Below are 18,215 nucleotides of genomic sequence, written 5' to 3'. Positions count from 1 at the left end.
TACGGCACTCCCAGCCCCAGGCGGTCCCCCGTCCTCGTCCAGCGACGGCAGCGGTCCGGCACCGGCACCCGTCCAGCGGGCCCGCGCCACGACTCCGGATCTCAGTACGCCTGGCAGCACGGCACCGTCTTCATCCCAGCCGACGTCCGTCAACACACCGGCCGGCCAGGCCGCTTCGCCCTCCACGCCTCCGATCGACGTACAGCGCACGGGATCCGGCGCACCTACCGGTCCATCCGGAACACGGCCGACCACTCCTGCGGTGGGCGTCCCCACGGGAGCCCCCGTACAGCCGGCTGAGGGTGCTTCGAACTCGGGTCCCACGTCCGTTCAGCGCGCGGCGGCCGCGCCCGCCCCGCACCGGGCGGGACCGATCCCGAGCAGCGCGCCCACCCAGACGCAGAACTCTTCCGGAACCCCGGTCCAGGGCACCGGGCCGACTGCCCCCATCGCCGGCACCCCGACGTCACCCCCGGTGCAGCGTGCCATGGCCCCAGCGCACCAACCGCGGACGACGTCGGATACGAACCCCACGTCGACCGAGCACGCGCCGACCACCCCGGCGTCGCAGCAGCCGACGTCGACATCGAGCACCGCGCCGACGTCCGCCCCGAACCTCGGCACCACACCCACCCAGCGCACCGAGCCGGCCGGCACCGCTACCGGCTCCCCGGCAGCGCCCTCCGTACAGCGGGCTCCGACCACCGCGTCCACGGCACACCGGTCAGGGGCGCCGTCGAGCACAACGCCTGCAAACGCCCCGAGCCCCGCCGCACCCCCCATCGCGCACCGGTCGGGGGCGGCGTCGACCGCGAATCCCACGCCTGTCCAGCGCACGGCGGCCACGTCGGCCCCGAACACCGCCAGTCCGAGCAGTGGCGCCCCCGCACTCCCGCTCGGCGGCGCGACGACCACGGCCTCGGAAGCACAGCCCCCCACCCCCGCTTCCGCCACCGCCCCGCGTACCGAACCCGGAACCGGCCCGACCATCCAGCGGACCGAGCAGTCCTCCGTCACCACTCCCTCATCGGCTCAGCGGCACGCCACCCCCGGCAGCACCCCCATCCCGCCCGCACCGCAGCCGACGACGCCCAGCTCGACGGCAGTTCGCCCGACGCACCCCACGTCATCCGTCCCCGTCGGCGCGCCCATCCAGCGAGCCCCCAAGCCCGCCACCCCGCGCTCCACACCCCCTGCGCCACCGGTCCAGCGAACCGCCAACCGCCCGGGTCTCGGAGCCCCGATCGCCTCCCAGCCCGCCCCCTCCCGAAGCCCGCACCCGGGACCTGTGGCCGTCAACTCCCCTGCGCCCAAGCCGACTCCCGCCCCGCCCGCTTCCCCGCCGGCGCCCCCGATCCGGCACACCGACACCACCTCGCCCTCCGCGGGCCCCGGTTCAGCCGCGCGCCCGACGACCTCCGCGGCCTCGACGACCGACACACCGACCCCCTCCATCCAGCGGACCAAGTCCATCTCCCCGCCGAGCACCGCCCCCTCCGCCGCATCCCGCCGCCCCGCCCTGGGCGCGCCCCTGCCCACATCCCCCGCGGACACCACCCCCCTCGCCGGATCCCTCGCGGAACCGCACCACCCCACACCCCAGCCGCCCACACCGCAGCCCCCCGCGGCCCCCACGTCCCCAACTCCCCTCCTCCCACACCCAGTCCAGCGCACCACAACAGCGACCACCCCGGCTCCGACCCCAGCGCCCACCCCCCTCAAGGTCGCCCCCCTACACCAGCCGGCACCCCGTACCACCACCCCCGGCGCCCCCTCTCCCCTCCCCGTGGCCCCCCTCACTCCTCCACCCGTCGTCCAACGCCTCGGGTTCGGCAAGAAGGCCAAGTCCCCCGCCAAGCCCCCGGCGAAGTCCGCCACCGGTGCCCTCGCCGCGTCGGCCGCGGCCGTCGTCGCCTCCGCCACGCCCGCCCTCACCCACCGGACCTCTCAGGCACCCCGGTCGGCCGCGTCGCACGGCACCCCCCCGCCCCCGTACAGCGCGTCGGCCGCCGCCCCGCCGCCGTACGAACCGCCTCCGCCCTACACGCCACCGGCCACACCCCCGCCCGCGTACACGGAGATCCCCGCCGGCGCCTTCGACCCCCGTGAACTCACCGACTTCCAGCTCGACGAGCTCGTGCACCGGATCATCGGCCGCATCACCCGCCTGATCCGTACCGAACTCCGCCTGGACCGCGAACGCATCGGCAAGCTCCGCGACCCCCGTCACTGACCGCATCCGACCCCAACCCGCCATCCACCCCGAACGACAGAAAGGCCGGCCGCGATGTCCCGCCAGGACCCGGGCTCCACCATCTGGTTCTCCCTCAGCATCGACGGTGAGAGCCTCGGCTACTTCAACGGCTGTGAGGGACTGTCGTCGCAGGTGGAGATCGAGCAGCGCCAGGAGGGCGGCAACAACGGCTTCGTCTGGCAGCTGCCGACCCGCGTGACGTTCTCGAACATCCGGCTGACCCGCCCGCTGACCCCGGACACGGCGAAGGTCGCCAAGTGGATCTCGTCCGTGCAGACCGGCATCAAGCGCCCCACGGCGCAGATCGCGGCGCTCAGGGCGGACGGTTCGGAAGTCGCGCGGTGGGGGCTGATCGACGTGCTGCCGGTCAGCTGGACCGGCCCCTCCCTGGACCCCGCCAGCCCGGCCGTGGCGACCGAGGTGCTGGAGATCGCCCACCACGGGTTCACGGACTGAGAGGGACCGCAGACATGGCCAAGGGCAGCAAGAGCGGCGCCGGCAAGAGCCTCGTACGCGCCACGCTCGCGATCCACGAACCGCCGAAGGGCAAGAGCAGGACGCCCGGCGGGATCATCAAGACATTCGGCTTCGACTTCAACCCGGCGCAGCTGTCGCTGACCCGCCGCGCGCAGTGGAAGGTGACCCCGGCGCAGATCGAACGGGACGGCCCGCTCCCGGAGTTCATGGGCGCCGAGCCGCGGGAGATGGGTGTGGAGATCTTCCTCGACACCTCCGACGAGCCGACCAGCAACACCGTGCTGAAGAAGGTCGAGTCGCTGCTGGCCTGCTGCGAGGTGACGAGCAAGAGCATCGCCGCCAAGCAGCCGTCGCCGCCGTGGGTCGTCTTCCAGTGGGGGTCGTTCTCGACGGCCCGGTTCACGGCGTACGTCAGCTCGGTCGAGGCCAGTTACACGCTGTTCTCGACGACCGGCGTGCCCATCCGCGCCACCTGCAAGCTCCAGTTGCACGAGATCCCCAGCAAGACCAAGGGGCAGAACCCGACCTCCGGCGCGCTCACCGCGCAGCGCGTGCACCGGGTCGTGGCGGGCGACTCCCTGCAGTCGCTGGCCTGGCGGGAGTACGGCAACGCGGCCGCCTGGCGTTCCATCGCCGAGGCCAACGGCATCGACGACCCCCAACAGCTGCGCACCGGCGTCGAACTGGTGCTGCCGGCCGCCGAGGAGGTGCGTACCTGATGGTGCAGTCCGCTTTCTCCAACGTCGTCGATGTGAAGATCGGCGGCGCCAAGCTGCCGCCCGAGTTCGCCCCGGACCTGGTGGACAGTTACGTCGACCAGGGCGTCGGCGTACCGGCCGCGTTCCGGCTGACCTTCCGCGACCCGTACCGGCTGCTGCTGGGCAAGCTGAACATCACCTTCGGCACCAAGGTGGTGTTCGCGCCCGTGGCGGACGGCGAGGGTGCCGGGGATCCGCTGCTGACCGGTGAGGTCACGGGACTTGAGGCCGACTACGACGGCACCGGCTCCTACACCGTCATCCGCGGCTACGACCTCGGCCACCGGCTGCTGCGCCAGCGCCGCGTGGCCGCCTACCGCAACCAGAGCGCCTCCGACATCGCCCGCAAGCTGGCCGCCAAGGACGGTGTGCCGATCGGGCGGATCGAGTCGACCAAGACGGTGTACGAGTTCATCTCCCAGTCCAATGTGACCGACTGGGACTTCCTCGCCCGGCTCGCGGACGAGAACGAGATGGTGATGTCCGTCGACGCGGACGGCAAGTTCCAGTTCGTGCGGCCCAAGTCGGCCGCCGGGGCGCCCTCTCCGGACACCGACGGCGACAAGAGTCCGTTCGTCCTGCAGGCCGGGCACGACATCCTGCGGCTGCGGGCCGCCGTCACCGCCGCCGACCAGGTGGGCAAGGTCGAGTCCCGCGGGTGGGACGTGACCACGAAGAAGAAGCTGACGGCCACCTCGCCGGCCTCCTCCAACCCCGGTATCACCATCGGCACTTCGCCGGGTGCGGCGGCCGGAAAGTTCACGTCGGCCACGCTTGTGGAGACGGGCACGCCCTACGACAAGCAGAACGAGGTGAAGTTCGCCGCCGACGCGCTCGCCGACGACGTCACCGGCTCGTTCGCCGAGCTGGAGGTCGTCGCGCGCGGAAACCCCAAGCTGCGCCCGGGAGTTCCGGTGGCGCTGGCGGACGTCGGGGTGCCGTTCGAGGGCAAGTACACGGTGACGTCCGTACGGCACGTCTTCGGGGACGGCAAGCACTACGAGTCGTGGGTGACGGTCAGCGGCCGGCAGTGGCGGTCGCTGTACGGGCTGGCCTCGGGCGGGGCGGACACCGCGCCCCGGCTGCCCAGTGTGGCCAACGCGCTGGTCACCGACGTCAACGACCCGCTCAAGCAGGGTCGGGTCAAACTGCAGTTCCCGTGGCTGGACGACACCTACGTCAGCGACTGGACGCGGACCGTGCAGATGGGCGGCCTCGGCGGGGGCGGGATCTTCCCGCTGGACGTCAACGACGAGGTGCTGGTCGCCTTCGACCGGGGCGCGCTGGACCATCCGTTCGTGATCGGCGGGCTCTACAACGGCCGGGACAAACCGACCGTGGTGAGCGATGTGCCTCTTCACGACACCGTACGGAAGAAGGCGAGCCGGCACACCGTCTCCGACCGGGACGGCAACCGGATGGACCTGCTCAGCCAGAAGACCGGCCTGCGCAGACAGGGGGTCCGGCTGATCTCCGGCGACAAGCAGCTGACCATCAACCTGGACCGGACGAAGACCGAGATCACCATCGACAGCAAGGGATCGGTCACCATCAAGGGCAGCCGGTCGGTCTCGGTGGAGGCGGGTACCGATCTGTCGCTCAGCGCCCGGCGCAACCTGACCATCAAGAGCGGCGCCGCGCTGAGCATCCAGGGCAGCATGGTCAACGTGCGCGCGCCCGAGATCGGGCTGACGGCGACGGGCGCCCTGAACATGACGGGCACCGTCACCAACCTCACCGGCCTGACGACCCTGCAGCTCAACTCCCCTCTGACGACGGTCAAGGGAGCCAACTTCACGGTCGCGGCCCCCACGTTCCTGTGCGCCACCATCCCCGTACCGGCGCCGCTGTGAACCGTTTTCGAGCAAGGCAGGTGGAGTTCTGATGGCCGAGCAGTTCGTCGGTTCCGGCTGGTCGTTCCCGTTGCGCATCGGGCCGACCGGCGGGATCGCGCTGGTCAGCGGGGAGCGCGAGATCGAGGAGGCGATCCGGCTCGTCCTGTCGACCTCGCCGGGCGAACGGCCCATGCGGCCGGACTTCGGCTGCGCGATCCACGACCTGGTCTTCGCGCCGGTCAACGAGCAGACCGCGGGCCGTATCCAGCACGAGGTGCACGTCAGCCTGGACCGCTGGGAGCCGCGTATCGAGGTCGAGGACGTCGAGGTCACGGCGGGCGCCGACCAGAGCGTGCTGTTCATCGACGTCCGCTACTCGATCCGCGGCACCAACAACCCGCGCAGCCTGGTCTTCCCGTTCTACGTCATTCCGTCCCACGAGGAGCCCGACGCCGGCCCCGGCGCGGGCAACTCCCCTGAAAGCGACCGCTGATGGCCCTGCCCTCCCCCAATCTCGACGACCGCCGCTTCCAGCAGTTCGTCGACGACGCCAAGCGCTACATCCAGCAGCGCGCCCCGGAGTGGACCGACCACAACGTCTCCGACCCGGGCGTCACCCTGGTCGAGACGGTGGCGCACATGGCGGACCAGATCGTCTACCGGCTCAACCGGGTGCCGGAGAAGAACCATCTGGCCTTCCTGGACCTGGTCGGGATCACCCTGTTCCCGCCCTCGGCCGCGCGCACGGACGTGACGTTCTGGCTGTCGGCGCCCCAGGAGGAGTCGATCGCCGTGCCGCTGGGCACCGAGGTGGCCACCATGCGCACCGAGAGCGAGGAGGCGGTGGTCTTCGCGACCGAGCGCGAACTGACCGTCGTCCCGTGCGAGTTGCGGCATCTGCTGGTGCAGCACAAGGGCGAGGCGGCGGTGGAGCGCACGCACGACCTGGCCGAGGACGACAAGGATCTGCTCTGCTTCTCGGAGTCCCCGGATCCGGGTGACTGCATGCTGCTGGGGCTGAGCGCGGCCGTGCCGCACTGCGCGATCGCGCTGGACCTGGACAGCCGGGTGGACGGCGTCGGCGTGGACCCGCGGCAGCCGCCGCTGGTGTGGGAGGCGTGGACCGCGGACGGCTGGCAGACCTGCGAGGTCGACCGGGACGGCACCGGCGGTCTGAACCGTCCCGGTGAGGTGGTCCTGCACGTGCCCGGCGGGCACGTGCTGTCCCGCAACGCCGGTCAGGAGGGCGGCTGGATCCGCTGCCGGGTCACCGAGCCGCTGCCCGGCCAGCCCTTCTACACCACCTCGCCCACCATCCGCGCCGCCGAGGCCTTCACCGTCGGCGGCACCACGGGTGTCGTCCACGCCGAGACGGTGTACGACGAGGCGCTCGGCGAGTCGACCGGTCTGCCCGGTCAGCGGCTTCGGCTGATGCACGCGCCCGTGGTCGGCGACGACCCGCCGGTGCTGCTGCAGACGGCCGAGCACGAGGGCTGGGTCGACTGGCAGGTGGTCCCCAACTTCGCGGGCTCGGGGCCGTACGACCGGCACATCACCCTCGACGCGACGACCGGGGAGATCGCCTTCGGACCGGCGGTGCGCGAACCGGACGGCACGCTGCGGCAGTACGGCACGGTCGCGCCCAAGGGCTCCCCGATCCGCGCCCGCCGGTACCGCACCGGCGGCGGCCGGGCCGGCAACGTGGCCCGGGGCGCGGTGCAGATCCTGCGCACCTCCATCCCGTACGTCTCCGAGGTCGTCAACCGTGAGGCCGCGCGCGGCGGGGTGGACGGCGAGACGGTCGAGGAGGCGAAGGTACGGGCGCCGATCACGCTGCGCGCCCAGGAGCGGGCGGTGACCCTGCGGGACTACGAGGAGCTGGCCCGCCGCGCCGCCCCGGAGACCGCGCGCATCACCTGCCTGGAGGGCGAGGAGGGCGAGCACGGGGCCTACGCGGTACGGGTGTTGGTCGTCCCGCAGGCCGTCCCGGACCCCGGCGGCAGACTGCGCTTCGAACAACTGGTGCCCGGGGACGCCCTGTTGGACCGGATCACCCGCCATCTGGACGAACGGCGGCTGATCGGGACCAGGTTGGCGGTCGGGCCGCCGTACTACCAGGGCGTGACCGTCGTCGCCACCGTCCACGCCTTCCGGGGCGTCGACACGGACAAGGTGCGGCGCGAGGCCCATGACGCGCTGTACCGGCACCTGGATCCGCTGACCGGGGGCGCGAACGGCACGGGGTGGCCGTTCGGCCGCCCCGTCCAGGCCGGTGAGGTGTTCGCGGTGCTGCAACGGGTGCCCGGGGTGGAGCTGGTCGACGAGGTGGTCCTGCACCCGGCGGACCCGTTGACCGGCAAACGGGGCGAGGCGACGGACCGCATCGACCTCTCGGCGCCGTCGCTGGTCTTCTCGTTCGACCACCGCGTCCGGGTGATCGGGGACAGCGCATGAGGGGGTCCATCGACGGTCTCGGCTCCTCCGCGCCGATCGGCATGATGCTGCCGGCCGTCTTCGCGGACGACGATCTCGCCCAGCGGTTCGTCGCGGGGCTCGACGAGACGGTCGCGCCGATCCACAGCGTGCTGGACTGCCTCGACACCTACTTCCGGCCGTCCCTCGCCCCGCTCGACTTCGTCCAGTGGCTGGGGAGTTGGGTGGGCGCGGAGACGGACGGCGGCGAACCGGAGCCGCTGCTGCGGGCGGCCGTGGCCGCGGCGGCGTATCTCCACCGCATCCGTGGCACGCGGCGCGGGCTGGCGGAGGCCGTGCGGCTGGCGTTCGGCGTCGAACCGGAGATCACGGAGAGCGGCGGCGCGTCCTGGAGCGCCCGCCCGCTCGGCCCGTTCCCCGGCACTCCCCGCCCCCGTCTCCACGTCCACCTCCGCCTCCCCGCACCCACCCCGGCGGACCACCACCGCCTGGACACGCTCGTGGCGACCGCCCGCCCCGCCCATATGCCGTACACGGTCCAGGTGACCGCCACCGCTCCCGCCGAAAGGACCCCGTCCCCATGACGACCACCCAGAACTGCGCCGAATGCGGCACCCGCGCGGAACCGGGCCAGTCATTCTGCGACGCCTGCGGCGCGGTGCTCAGCTGGAAGGACCGCGAGCCAAGAAGCAACCGCCCGTCGACGGCCGCGGACCCCACGTCCGACCCGAGCAACGAAGCCGACGGCACGGCGGGCCGACGTGAGGCTTCCGACGGCGTGTTGACGGACACGAGCAGCAGGACCGAAGCGAGCGGCAGCACCAGCGGCAGGACCCACGCGAGCAACGGGGACGGCGCCTCCGGCAGCCGGTTCGGCGCTACGGCTGACGCGAGCAGCGCATCGGGCAGCGCGATCGGCGGATCCGGCGGCGCCGCCCACCGCACCCCCGGCGCGGACGCCGCCGCCGGTGGCGCGGGGGAGGCCTTCGGGCGGACGGACGGTGGCGGGGTCGGTCGTGCGGACGGCTCTGCCGCGGGCACCGGGGTCTCCGGTGAGCCCTCGGACCGCGGTGGGCTGGGGGACGCCCCCGCCTCGGCCTCGGCGGCGGGATCCGGCACGACCGCCCCTTCGGCCACCTCGGCGGCGGCCGGTCCGTCCTCCTCCGCCGCCTCCGACCACGGCCCCGGCTGGGACGCCTTCTCGCGGCCGGACGGCGGCGCCGGTCTGGCCCGTACCCCCAGGGACCTCTTGGTCTCCGGTACCGCCACCGACGTTGACCGAGCCGCACCCGGTAGCGACCCCACCGACGGCGATCCCGCCACCCCGGCCGCCGCACCGGCGCCCGCCGCCGCACCGAACTCGCCCTCCCCGAGCGCCTCTTCGAACCCCACCCCGCCCATGGACGACACAGCCCCCACCGAACCGGTCCCCGCGGCGGCCGTCACGACGCCCCTCCCCGAGGTCGCGTCCACCCCAGCGTCCGCCCCGCCCCAGGCTCCCTCCGATCCGAGCGGCCTCACCGACCGCGCCCGCCAACTCCTCGTCCCCGTGGCCGACCCGGAGCCCCGCCCCGCGGCGGCCCCCTCCGTCGCCCCCGTCCTCCCCGGCCGCCCCGTCCCCCAGCGGCCGCAGGTCGTACGGGCCCCCGGTGAGGAACTCGGCGCGGACGGCGGCACCCCGTGTCCCTGGTGCGGCACCCGTAACCGCCCCGACCGGCACTTCTGCACGCGCTGCGCGATGCCGATGACCGGCGAGGCCCAGTCCCCCGGCCGACTGCCCTGGTGGCGGCGGCTGTTCGGGGCAGGCAACCGCGAGACCCCGTGGGCCGGCGACCGCCCCCGGCTGCGCCGCGCCTTCGACCGCGTACTGACCTGGCTGGGCGCGGCGGTCGTACTGACCCTGCTGATCGTGGGCGCCGTCAACCTCCCCCAGGGCATCCAGGCGACCCGGGACCACTTCTCCAAGCGCGCCCCGGTGGACCCGGACAGCTACAGCGCCTCCCGCTCCTACCCGGGCCACAAGCCCGACCTGGCCTTCGACAAGTTCAACAACACCTGGTGGGGTCCGGGTGTGTCGGACTCGGGCCAGGGCCAGTGGATCGAGGCGAAGTTCAACGAGCCGACCCGTCTGCTGGACCTGCGGATCACCCCCGGCGTCTCCACCCGCGCCGACCAGCTCCAGCAGTCGGCCCGCCCGCACCGCATCGAGGCCACCGTCACCCTGGCCAACGGCAAGAAGACCACCCGTCAACTCGTCCTCGACCAAGGCCCGGGCAGCCAGCGCGAGCCCTTCCGCGTCGGCGAGGTCACCGCGGTCCGCTTCACCATCGAGTCGGCCTACGGCACGGACGCCAGCAAGCAGGTCGCGATCGCCGAGATCGAGTTCTACGGCCCGTCCAACGCCAACTCCTCCTGACCACACGCACAACCGGGCGCGCCCCGGTGGCCGGCGACAGACGCCGGCCACCGGGGCGCCGTCGTGTGCGGGCCACTCACGGATAGACACTCCGAACCTGACCGGTCATAATCGGACCGTCCAATAATGGAGTGTCAGCAGCTTCTTGTCCGCACCAGAAGGAAACGACGAATGGCCGAGGCCATGGCGCAGACCGCCGCCGAGCCGCACCAACCGACTGCCGCGCCCGTGCCGGTCAGCCCGGAGCGATTGATCTACTTCTCCGACGCGGTGGTGGCCATCGCCATCACCCTGCTGGCGCTGGAGCTGCCGGTGCCCGGCGGCGACGCCCACGGCGACAGCGGCGTACTGCACTTCCTGCGCGAACACCTGACGGAGTACGTCGCGTTCCTCGTCAGTTTCTCGGCCATCGCCGTCCACTGGATGGTCCACCAGCGCCTCTTCCGGTACGCGACCGGCCTGACGGGCAGCGTCATCCGCTGGAACCTGCTCTGGCTGCTCACGATCGTCGTCACACCGTTCACGACGAAGCTGCTGACCAGCGAAGCCGACGCGTTCCGGATCCAGTTCATCACCTACGCGGCGGTCCAGGTCCTGACCGGCCTGTCCTTCCGGCTGGCCTTCGCGGACCTGCGCAGGTCCGGACTGCTGCGCGCCGACACCCCGCCCGGGGCCGTCGAGGACACCCTGATCTGGGTGACCGCGATGATCACGACCTTCACGCTGTCGATACCTCTCGCCCTGGCCACGCACTGGGCGTCCCTGTCCTGGTGCCTGCTCCCCCTGACCAGACTGGCCCTGGACCGCCTCGGACGCCGGATCAAGGGCACGACCGCCGGATAAGCGCGCTACCGGGAGTGCCGTGGCACCTACAACCCCACGATCGCGTTCCACCGCCTCGCGAACTCCACCCGCTCCCTCGACGTGATGTCCCGTGCGATCACCAGCCGTTGGCGCATCTTGGCGTCGGGGAAGATCAGCGGGTTCCCGGCGAGGGCGGCGGTGTCCTTGTCCTTGGCGGAGGCCAGGACCTCACGGGCGGCCGGGACGGGGCAGACGTAGTTGACCCAGGCGGCGAGTTCGGCGGCGGTCCCGGGGTCGTAGTAGTAGTCGACGAGCCGTTCCGCGTTGCGCTTGTGCAGGGCGCGGTCGGGGATCATCAGGGAGTCCGACCACAGCTCGGCGCCCTCCTCGGGGACGACGAAACGGATGTCGGGGTTGTCGGCCTGGAGTTGGATGACGTCACCGGAGTAGGCCTGACAGGCGAGGACGTCACCGGTCACCAGGTCCTTCGTGTAGTCGTTGCCGGTGAAGCGGCGGATCTGGCCGTCGCTGACGTACTTCTCCACCTGGTCGCACACCGTGTGGAAGTCGGCGGCGGTCCACCGGGTGATGTCGACGCCGTTGCCCTGCATCAGCAGCGCGAACGCCTCGTCCAGACCGGAGAGGAGGGTCACCCGGCCCTTGAGGTCCTTCGCCCACAGGTCGGAGACATGACGGACCTCCCGGCCGAGCTTCCGGTGGTTGTACGCGATGCCGGTGATCCCCGACTGCCACGGCACGGTGTACCTGCGGCCCGGGTCGAAGGCGGGGGAACTCAACTGCGGGTCAAGGTACTTGGCCACGTTGGGCTGGCGGGCCCGGTCCATCTGCTGGACCCACCCCAGCCGGACGAACCGCGCGCACATCCAGTCGGACATGACGATCAGGTCCCGTCCGGTCTGCTGGTGGTTCATCAGCGCCGGGCTGATCTTGCCGAAGAACTCGTCGTTGTCGTTGATCTCCTCGGTGTACTTGACGGAGATCCCGGTGCGCTTCTCGAAGGCGTCGAGCGTGGGCCGCCGGTTCGGGTCGGCGTCGTCGACGTCGATGTACAGCGGCCAGTTCGCCCACGTCAGTCTCCTCTGACGGGCCGACAGATCCGCGACGGCGCGCTCACCGGGCCGCACATAGGCCGCGGGCACTCCGCAGCCGGCCACTGAGCCGAGGAGCGCGAGCAGCAGTGAACGACGGGGAAGCGAAAGGTTCTTCGGCGTCAGGGGCATGGGCGCAGCATCCCGCCCCCGCCCGCGCGACGACAATCGACGCCGCGTCAAGGAGCGAGGCGCCGGGACCGGACACCTTGTCGATGTCCGGTCCCCGGGTGTCCGTACCTCACGCCTCCAGCGACGTCATCACGTGCTTGATCCGCGTGTAGTCCTCGAAGCCGTAGCCCGACAGGTCCTTGCCGTAGCCCGACTTCTTGAAGCCGCCGTGGGGCATCTCCGCGACCAGCGGGATGTGCGTGTTGATCCACACGCATCCGAAGTCCAGCTTCTTCGACATCCGCATGGCCCGCCCGTGGTCCTTGGTCCACACCGAGGAGGCGAGGGCGTACTCGACGCCGTTGGCCCACTCCACGGCCTGGTCCTCGTCCCGGAAGGACTGGACGGTGATGACCGGTCCGAAGACCTCCTTCTGGATGATCTCGTCGTCCTGCTTGAGTCCGGAGACGACGGTCGGCGCGTAGAAGTAGCCCTTGTCACCGACCTGGTGGCCACCGGTCTCGACCTTGGCGTGCGCGGGCAGCCGCTCGATGAATCCGGTCACCTGCTTGAGCTGGTTGGGGTTGTTCAGCGGACCGAAGAGCACGTCCTCGTCGTCCGGCTGCCCGGTCTTCGTCTCGCCGGCCGCCTTCGCGAGCGCCGCGACGAACTCGTCGTGGATGGACTCGTGCACGAGGACGCGCGTGGCCGCCGTACAGTCCTGTCCGGCGTTGAAGAACCCGGCCACGGAGATGTCCTCCACGGCCTTGGCGATGTCCGTGTCCTCGAAGACGACGACGGGCGCCTTGCCGCCCAGCTCCAGGTGGACCCGCTTCAGGTCCTTGGACGCGGACTCGGCGACCTGCATACCGGCGCGCACCGACCCGGTGATGGAGGCCATCGCGGGGGTCGGGTGCTCGACCATCAGCCGGCCCGTCTCCCGGTCACCGGTGATGACGTTGAAGACGCCCTTCGGCAGGATCTCCCCGATGATCTCCGCGATCAGCACGGTCGAGGCGGGCGTGGTGTCGGAGGGCTTCAGCACCACCGTGTTGCCGGCCGCGATCGCCGGCGCGAACTTCCACACGGCCATCATCATCGGGTAGTTCCACGGCGCGACCTGCGCGCAGACGCCGACCGGCTCACGGCGGACGATCGAGGTGAGCCCCTCCATGTACTCGCCGGCCGAGCGGCCCTCCAGCATCCGGGCCGCGCCCGCGAAGAAGCGGATCTGGTCGACCATGGGCGGGATCTCCTCGGACCGCGTGAGCCCGATCGGCTTGCCCGTGTTCTCGACCTCGGCCGCGATGAGTTCCTCGGCGCGCTCCTCGAAGGCGTCGGCGATCTTCAGCAGGTGCTTCTGCCGCTCGGCAGGGGTCGTGTCGCGCCAGGCCGGGAAGGCCGCGGCGGCGGCCGCCATCGCGGCGTCGACGTCCGCCTGACCGGACAGCGGCGCGGTCGCGTAGGCCTTGCCCGTCACGGGGTTGACCACCTCGGTGGTCCGTCCGTCGGCGGCGTCCCGGAACTCACCGTCGATGTAGTTGCGCAGACGACGCAGCTCGGTGCTCACTGCCGGCCCTCCAAGTTCGGTGTCCATTACCTGAGACACCACCCTAATCCGCGAGCCCACGTTTTCAACACCCCCACTCCCACCGATCCTGCGAATTCCGCAGATCTCAGTCACGTAAACAACGAATTTCATTGTTCATGGCTTGCGGAACTGTCGAGACGTCGTGCACAGTGACCTCGTGGCCAGTCGAAGCGCAGAGCAAAGGGACTCCTCCCGCGAGTCCAGGAACGGCACTCCCCATCTGGATGCCGTCTCCCTCGCCATCATCGAGCAGCTCCAGGAGGACGGCAGGCGTCCGTACGCCGCGATCGGCAAGGCCGTGGGCCTGTCCGAGGCGGCCGTGCGCCAGCGCGTGCAGAAGCTGCTCGACCAGGGCGTGATGCAGATCGTCGCCGTCACGGACCCGCTCACCGTGGGCTTCCGCCGGCAGGCGATGGTCGGGATCAACGTCGAGGGCGATGTCGAGAAGATCGCCGAAGCGCTGACTGACATGTCGGAAGTCGAGTACGTGGTGATGACCGCGGGCTCGTTCGACATCCTCGCCGAGATCGTCTGCGAGGACGACGACCACCTGCTGGACGTCATCAACAAACGCATCCGGTCACTGCCCGGCGTGCGCTCCACCGAGAGCTTCGTCTACCTCAAGCTCAAGAAGCAGACCTACATGTGGGGAACCCGATAACCGTGAGCCAGAAGGACCTCAGCAAGACCGCGTACGACCACCTGTGGATGCACTTCACCCGCATGTCCTCGTACGAGAACTCCCCCGTCCCGACGATCGTGCGCGGCGAGGGCACCTACATCTACGACGACAAGGGCAAGCGCTACCTCGACGGTCTCGCCGGTCTGTTCGTGGTCCAGGCCGGTCACGGCCGCACGGAACTCGCCGAGACCGCCTTCAAGCAGGCCCAGGAGCTGGCGTTCTTCCCGGTCTGGTCCTACGCCCACCCCAAGGCCGTGGAGCTGGCCGAGCGGCTGGCCGACCACGCCCCGGGCGACCTGAACAAGGTCTTCTTCACCACCGGCGGCGGCGAGGCGGTCGAGACCGCCTGGAAGCTGGCCAAGCAGTACTTCAAGCTGGTCGGCAAGCCCACCAAGTACAAGGTCATCTCCCGCGCGGTCGCTTACCACGGCACCCCGCAGGGCGCCCTGTCCATCACGGGCCTGCCCGGCCTGAAGGCGCCGTTCGAGCCGCTGGTCCCGGGCGCGCACAAGGTGCCGAACACCAACATCTACCGCGCCCCGCTCTTCGGCGACGACCCCGAGGCCTTCGGCCGCTGGGCCGCCGACCAGATCGAGCAGCAGATCCTCTTCGAGGGCCCGGACACGGTCGCCGCGGTCTTCCTGGAGCCGGTCCAGAACGCCGGCGGCTGCTTCCCGCCCCCGCCCGGCTACTTCCAGCGGGTGCGCGAGATCTGCGACCAGTACGACGTGCTCCTCGTGTCGGACGAGGTCATCTGCGCCTTCGGCCGCCTCGGCACGATGTTCGCCTGCGACAAGTTCGGCTACGTCCCGGACATGATCACCTGCGCCAAGGGCATGACCTCGGGCTACTCCCCGATCGGCGCCTGCATCATCTCCGACCGCCTCGCCGAACCCTTCTACAAGGGCGACAACACCTTCCTGCACGGCTACACCTTCGGCGGCCACCCGGTCTCCGCCGCGGTGGGCCTGGCCAACCTCGACCTCTTCGAGCGCGAGGGCCTCAACCAGCACGTGCTGGACAACGAGGGCGCCTTCCTGTCCACCCTGCAGAAGCTGCACGACCTGCCGATCGTCGGCGACGTCCGCGGCAACGGCTTCTTCTACGGCATCGAGCTGGTGAAGGACAAGGCCACTAAGGAGTCCTTCAACGACGAGGAGACCGAGCGCGTCCTGTACGGCTTCCTCTCCAAGGCCCTCTTCGACAACGGCCTGTACTGCCGTGCCGACGACCGCGGCGACCCGGTCGTCCAGCTCGCTCCGCCGCTGATCTCCAACCAGGACACGTTCGACGAGATCGAGCAGATCCTGCGCGCGACGCTGACGGAGGCGTGGACGAAGCTCTGATGAGCTGACTCTGTGATCAACAACGGCCCCGGTGCCGCCCGTTCGAGTGAGAAACGGGCGCCCGGGGCCGTGTGCTGTCCGTCCTCCGGGCGGTGCCTGCCTAGCGTGCGAGTGACCGATCGGCCCTGCCTTCGTTCCCCCGCACGGGGGATCGGCACGGCAAAAACGGATCTGACTCGAGGTGTACGCCCATGGTGGCCCCGCCGGACAACGACGTGCTCTGGGCACGCACCCTGCACTTCCAGCACAGCGACGGCTCGCCCGCGCTTCTCGGCGTCTCCATCGGCGTCCAGGAGGGCGAGATCCTCGCCATCAGCGGGCCGCGCGGCAGCGGCAAGACGACCCTGCTGCGCTGTCTGTCCGGACTGGTGGCGGCCCAGCGCGGCGAAGTCTGGTTCAACAGCGTGCCCGTCCACACGATGGGCCCGCTGACCCGGGAACGGCTGCGCCGCGACCGGTTCGGCTGGATCGACCCGGCGCCGGTCCTGGTCCCCGAGCTCAACGTCTGGGAGAACGCGGCACTTCCCCTGATGCTGCGCGGCACGAGCCGCCGCCGGGCCAGGACGGCCGCGCTGGAATGGCTGGAACGCCTCGACGTCGGCGACCGCTCCCGCCACCGTCCGCACGAACTGACCCAGGCGGAACGCCAGCGCGTCTCGATCGCCCGCGCCCTGGCCCCCGCGCCGACGGTCCTGTTCGCCGACGAGCCGACGGCCCCGCTGCACCGCGCGGACCGGGCGCACGTCCTGCGGACCCTGACCACCGCGGCCCGCTCGCACGGCATCACGGTGGTCCTGGCGACCCACGACGCGGAGACGGCGGCTCTCGCCGATCGCACGGTGCCCCTGCTGGACGGCCGTCGCGTGACCACGGTCCACCTCCCGCCGATGGCGGAGGCGGAGGCGCGGGGCCCGGAGAGCCGACGGAGCGGGCCGGGCGGCCGGGGGACCGGGTCCGAAGGCCAGGGGGCCGCGTGCTCGCTCTCCGTCTGACCCGCACCGCCCGTCCGGCCGTCCATCTGCGCCGGCTGCTGGTGACCCTGGCCTCGGGCGGCACCGGCTTCCTGCTCCTGTGCAGCCTCGGCCACGCCCTGAGCCACCCCGACTCCCCGTCCGTCTCGGCCCTCCGCCTGGCCTGGTGTCTGACGCCACTGGCGGCCACGGTCCATCTGGCGGTGGCGGTCTCCCGTACCGACCCGGCCGCGAAGCCCCGCCCGGGCCTGTCCTCCATCGGCCTGGGCCCGGCCCGTCTGATGACCATCGCGGCCACGACGACGGCCCTGTCCACCACCCTGGGCTCCCTGCTGGCGCTCCTGCTCTTCCTGCATCTGCGGGGTGACCTGACGGGCATTCCCTTCGACGGCGCGGCAGCGGACGCGCTGGCGGCAGACAAGCCGTTGCCCCTCCCGGCGTCCGTGACGCTCCTGTCCCTGGTCCCGGCGCTGGCGTCGGCGGCGGTGGCGCTCGTCCTGCGCCCCCGTGACGCGCGGCCGGGCGCCGCGCGCGGCACGGCCCGCCCGTACGGCCGCTTCGGCGCCTACGGCAGATCGGCCGCACGGGAGAGGTTCGTGGCGTACGGCCGCTTCGGCGCCCGCCTCCGCGGGGGCCGCCCCGCGGCACGTCCGCCCATGGACGGGCGCGGCGCGGAGGGCGTCGCACCGGCGCACACGGGCGAAACGCCACCCGTCACGGACATGCCCCCGCCGGGCCAGGACCCCACCCGGCCCCCGGCCCCCCGCACCGCTCCCTCCGGCCTCCCCTGGGGCATCGCGACCCTCGCCGCAGGCGTCGCGGTGGAGGCCTACGCGAGCCTCACGACCCGGAACCGGACCGTCGAACTCCCCGGCGGCCTCACCACCGCCACCCCCGCCGTCCTCGTCGGCCTCGCCCTGACCGTCCTCGGTCTGGCCCTCGCCGCCCCTGCCCTCACCCATCTCACCGGCCGCCTGCTCCAGTCCGCCGGCCCCGGCGCCCTGCGCCTCCTGGCGGGCCGCGTCCTCATGGAGGAGGCCACCCGCATCGGCCGCCCCCTCGGCATCGTCTGCGCCGTCGCCTCCGCCGCGTACGCCATGACCACGCTCTACGACCCCTCGGAGCCCTCCTTCGGGCCCCTCGCCACCCTCGGCACCCTGCTGGTCACCGGCTGCACCCTCGCCACCCTCCTGACGGCCGCCGTGGAGGCCAGACAGGCCCGGGCCGACACCACGGCGGCCCTGGTCCGCCTCGGCGCCCCGGCCACGATGCTCCGCACCGCCGCCGCCCTGCGCGCCGCCGCCCTGCTGACCCTCTTCACCCCGCTGACCCTGCTGGTGGCCGAACTCGCGGCGCTCCCCCTCACCCGCTGAGCGCTCCCGGGAAACACATCTCCCGGCCACCGATGAGTTCCGCCGGCGCCCATGG

Annotated in this window: 16 protein-coding genes; 13 read left to right on the top strand and 3 right to left on the bottom strand. The window is 71.6% G+C overall.

All coding sequences use genetic code 11. The features are described from left to right. Positions 1-330: 330 nt before the first annotated feature. On the bottom strand, positions 331-1,017 hold the full coding sequence (locus tag ABZ453_RS11475) for a hypothetical protein (protein ID WP_359013925.1): 687 nt from the start codon (positions 1,015-1,017) through the stop codon (positions 331-333). Between the two features lie 769 nt (positions 1,018-1,786). On the opposite strand from ABZ453_RS11475, the gene ABZ453_RS11470 reads away from it, so the two are divergent. The 9 genes from ABZ453_RS11470 to ABZ453_RS11430 all read left to right on the top strand — a co-directional run bounded on the left by ABZ453_RS11470 (position 1,787) and on the right by ABZ453_RS11430 (position 11,016). After that, the gene (locus ABZ453_RS11470; protein ID WP_359013923.1) at positions 1,787-2,233 is read left to right on the top strand and encodes an extensin; all 447 of its coding nucleotides are present in this window, start codon (positions 1,787-1,789) and stop codon (positions 2,231-2,233) included. Positions 2,234-2,287: 54 nt separating this feature from the next. Next, the gene (locus ABZ453_RS11465; protein ID WP_133047369.1) at positions 2,288-2,710 is read left to right on the top strand and encodes a phage tail protein; all 423 of its coding nucleotides are present in this window, start codon (positions 2,288-2,290) and stop codon (positions 2,708-2,710) included. 14 nt (positions 2,711-2,724) lie between these two features. Further along, positions 2,725-3,450 carry a LysM peptidoglycan-binding domain-containing protein gene (locus ABZ453_RS11460; RefSeq protein WP_133047368.1) on the top strand — a complete coding sequence of 242 codons (726 nt, stop codon included), beginning with the start codon at positions 2,725-2,727 and terminating at the stop codon, positions 3,448-3,450. Continuing rightward, positions 3,450-5,342 carry a VgrG-related protein gene (locus ABZ453_RS11455; RefSeq protein WP_359013920.1) on the top strand — a complete coding sequence of 631 codons (1,893 nt, stop codon included), beginning with the start codon at positions 3,450-3,452 and terminating at the stop codon, positions 5,340-5,342. The genes ABZ453_RS11460 and ABZ453_RS11455 overlap by 1 nt, the downstream gene beginning before the upstream one ends. 31 nt (positions 5,343-5,373) lie before the next feature. Continuing rightward, positions 5,374-5,817, top strand: coding sequence for a GPW/gp25 family protein (locus tag ABZ453_RS11450; protein ID WP_133047366.1), 444 nt, complete (start codon positions 5,374-5,376; stop codon positions 5,815-5,817). Beyond that, positions 5,817-7,778, top strand: a complete 1,962-nt coding sequence (locus tag ABZ453_RS11445; protein WP_359013918.1) for a putative baseplate assembly protein — start codon at positions 5,817-5,819, stop codon at positions 7,776-7,778. Before ABZ453_RS11450 ends, ABZ453_RS11445 begins: the two co-directional genes overlap by 1 nt. Beyond that, the gene (locus ABZ453_RS11440; RefSeq protein ID WP_133047364.1) at positions 7,775-8,341 is read left to right on the top strand and encodes a phage tail protein; all 567 of its coding nucleotides are present in this window, start codon (positions 7,775-7,777) and stop codon (positions 8,339-8,341) included. The genes ABZ453_RS11445 and ABZ453_RS11440 overlap by 4 nt, the downstream gene beginning before the upstream one ends. A 491-nt stretch (positions 8,342-8,832) precedes the next feature. Beyond that, a complete protein-coding gene (locus tag ABZ453_RS11435) occupies positions 8,833-10,173 on the top strand; it encodes a zinc ribbon domain-containing protein (RefSeq protein ID WP_359014072.1) in 1,341 nt (446 codons plus the stop codon). Between the two features lie 171 nt (positions 10,174-10,344). Then, positions 10,345-11,016, top strand: a complete 672-nt coding sequence (locus ABZ453_RS11430) for a TMEM175 family protein (protein WP_359013916.1) — start codon at positions 10,345-10,347, stop codon at positions 11,014-11,016. A gap of 26 nt (positions 11,017-11,042) precedes the next feature. Here the strand turns inward: ABZ453_RS11430 and ABZ453_RS11425 are convergent, their stop codons facing one another. After that, positions 11,043-12,218: a spermidine/putrescine ABC transporter substrate-binding protein gene (locus tag ABZ453_RS11425; RefSeq protein ID WP_359013914.1), complete on the bottom strand. Its 1,176-nt coding sequence runs from the start codon at positions 12,216-12,218 to the stop codon at positions 11,043-11,045. 109 nt (positions 12,219-12,327) lie between these two features. Continuing rightward, entirely contained in the window at positions 12,328-13,767 is a 1,440-nt protein-coding gene (locus ABZ453_RS11420) for a gamma-aminobutyraldehyde dehydrogenase (RefSeq protein ID WP_359013912.1), read from the bottom strand. Between the two features lie 163 nt (positions 13,768-13,930). Here ABZ453_RS11420 and ABZ453_RS11415 point away from each other — a divergent pair, with 163 nt between their 5' ends. The 4 genes from ABZ453_RS11415 to ABZ453_RS11400 all read left to right on the top strand — a co-directional run bounded on the left by ABZ453_RS11415 (position 13,931) and on the right by ABZ453_RS11400 (position 18,160). Further along, positions 13,931-14,449, top strand: coding sequence for an Lrp/AsnC family transcriptional regulator (locus ABZ453_RS11415; protein ID WP_359013910.1), 519 nt, complete (start codon positions 13,931-13,933; stop codon positions 14,447-14,449). Next, the gene (locus tag ABZ453_RS11410; RefSeq protein WP_359013908.1) at positions 14,434-15,816 is read left to right on the top strand and encodes an aspartate aminotransferase family protein; all 1,383 of its coding nucleotides are present in this window, start codon (positions 14,434-14,436) and stop codon (positions 15,814-15,816) included. The genes ABZ453_RS11415 and ABZ453_RS11410 overlap by 16 nt, the downstream gene beginning before the upstream one ends. 191 nt (positions 15,817-16,007) lie before the next feature. Continuing rightward, positions 16,008-16,808, top strand: a complete 801-nt coding sequence (locus ABZ453_RS11405; protein WP_359013907.1) for an ATP-binding cassette domain-containing protein — start codon at positions 16,008-16,010, stop codon at positions 16,806-16,808. Beyond that, positions 16,790-18,160, top strand: a complete 1,371-nt coding sequence (locus ABZ453_RS11400) for a hypothetical protein (protein WP_359013905.1) — start codon at positions 16,790-16,792, stop codon at positions 18,158-18,160. The genes ABZ453_RS11405 and ABZ453_RS11400 overlap by 19 nt, the downstream gene beginning before the upstream one ends. Positions 18,161-18,215: the final 55 nt, after the last annotated feature.

This window comes from Streptomyces sp. NPDC005799, assembly GCF_040630525.1.
GTDB lineage: Bacteria > Actinomycetota > Actinomycetes > Streptomycetales > Streptomycetaceae > Streptomyces > Streptomyces griseorubiginosus_B.
Note: the sequence above shows the minus strand (reverse complement) of the source record. Positions and strands in the feature narration are given on the sequence as shown.

What these genes read in the sequence shown, in the direction of transcription:
- ABZ453_RS11465 (WP_133047369.1), top strand. Translation starts at nt 2,288, where the DNA reads ATGTCCCGCCAGGACCCGGGCTCCACCATCTGGTTCTCCCTCAGCATC.
- ABZ453_RS11460 (WP_133047368.1), top strand. Translation starts at nt 2,725, where the DNA reads ATGGCCAAGGGCAGCAAGAGCGGCGCCGGCAAGAGCCTCGTACGCGCC.
- ABZ453_RS11455 (WP_359013920.1), top strand. Translation starts at nt 3,450, where the DNA reads ATGGTGCAGTCCGCTTTCTCCAACGTCGTCGATGTGAAGATCGGCGGC.
- ABZ453_RS11450 (WP_133047366.1), top strand. Translation starts at nt 5,374, where the DNA reads ATGGCCGAGCAGTTCGTCGGTTCCGGCTGGTCGTTCCCGTTGCGCATC.
- ABZ453_RS11445 (WP_359013918.1), top strand. Translation starts at nt 5,817, where the DNA reads ATGGCCCTGCCCTCCCCCAATCTCGACGACCGCCGCTTCCAGCAGTTC.
- ABZ453_RS11440 (WP_133047364.1), top strand. Translation starts at nt 7,775, where the DNA reads ATGAGGGGGTCCATCGACGGTCTCGGCTCCTCCGCGCCGATCGGCATG.
- ABZ453_RS11430 (WP_359013916.1), top strand. Translation starts at nt 10,345, where the DNA reads ATGGCCGAGGCCATGGCGCAGACCGCCGCCGAGCCGCACCAACCGACT.
- ABZ453_RS11425 (WP_359013914.1), bottom strand. Translation starts at nt 12,218, where the DNA reads ATGCCCCTGACGCCGAAGAACCTTTCGCTTCCCCGTCGTTCACTGCTG.
- ABZ453_RS11405 (WP_359013907.1), top strand. Translation starts at nt 16,008, where the DNA reads ATGGTGGCCCCGCCGGACAACGACGTGCTCTGGGCACGCACCCTGCAC.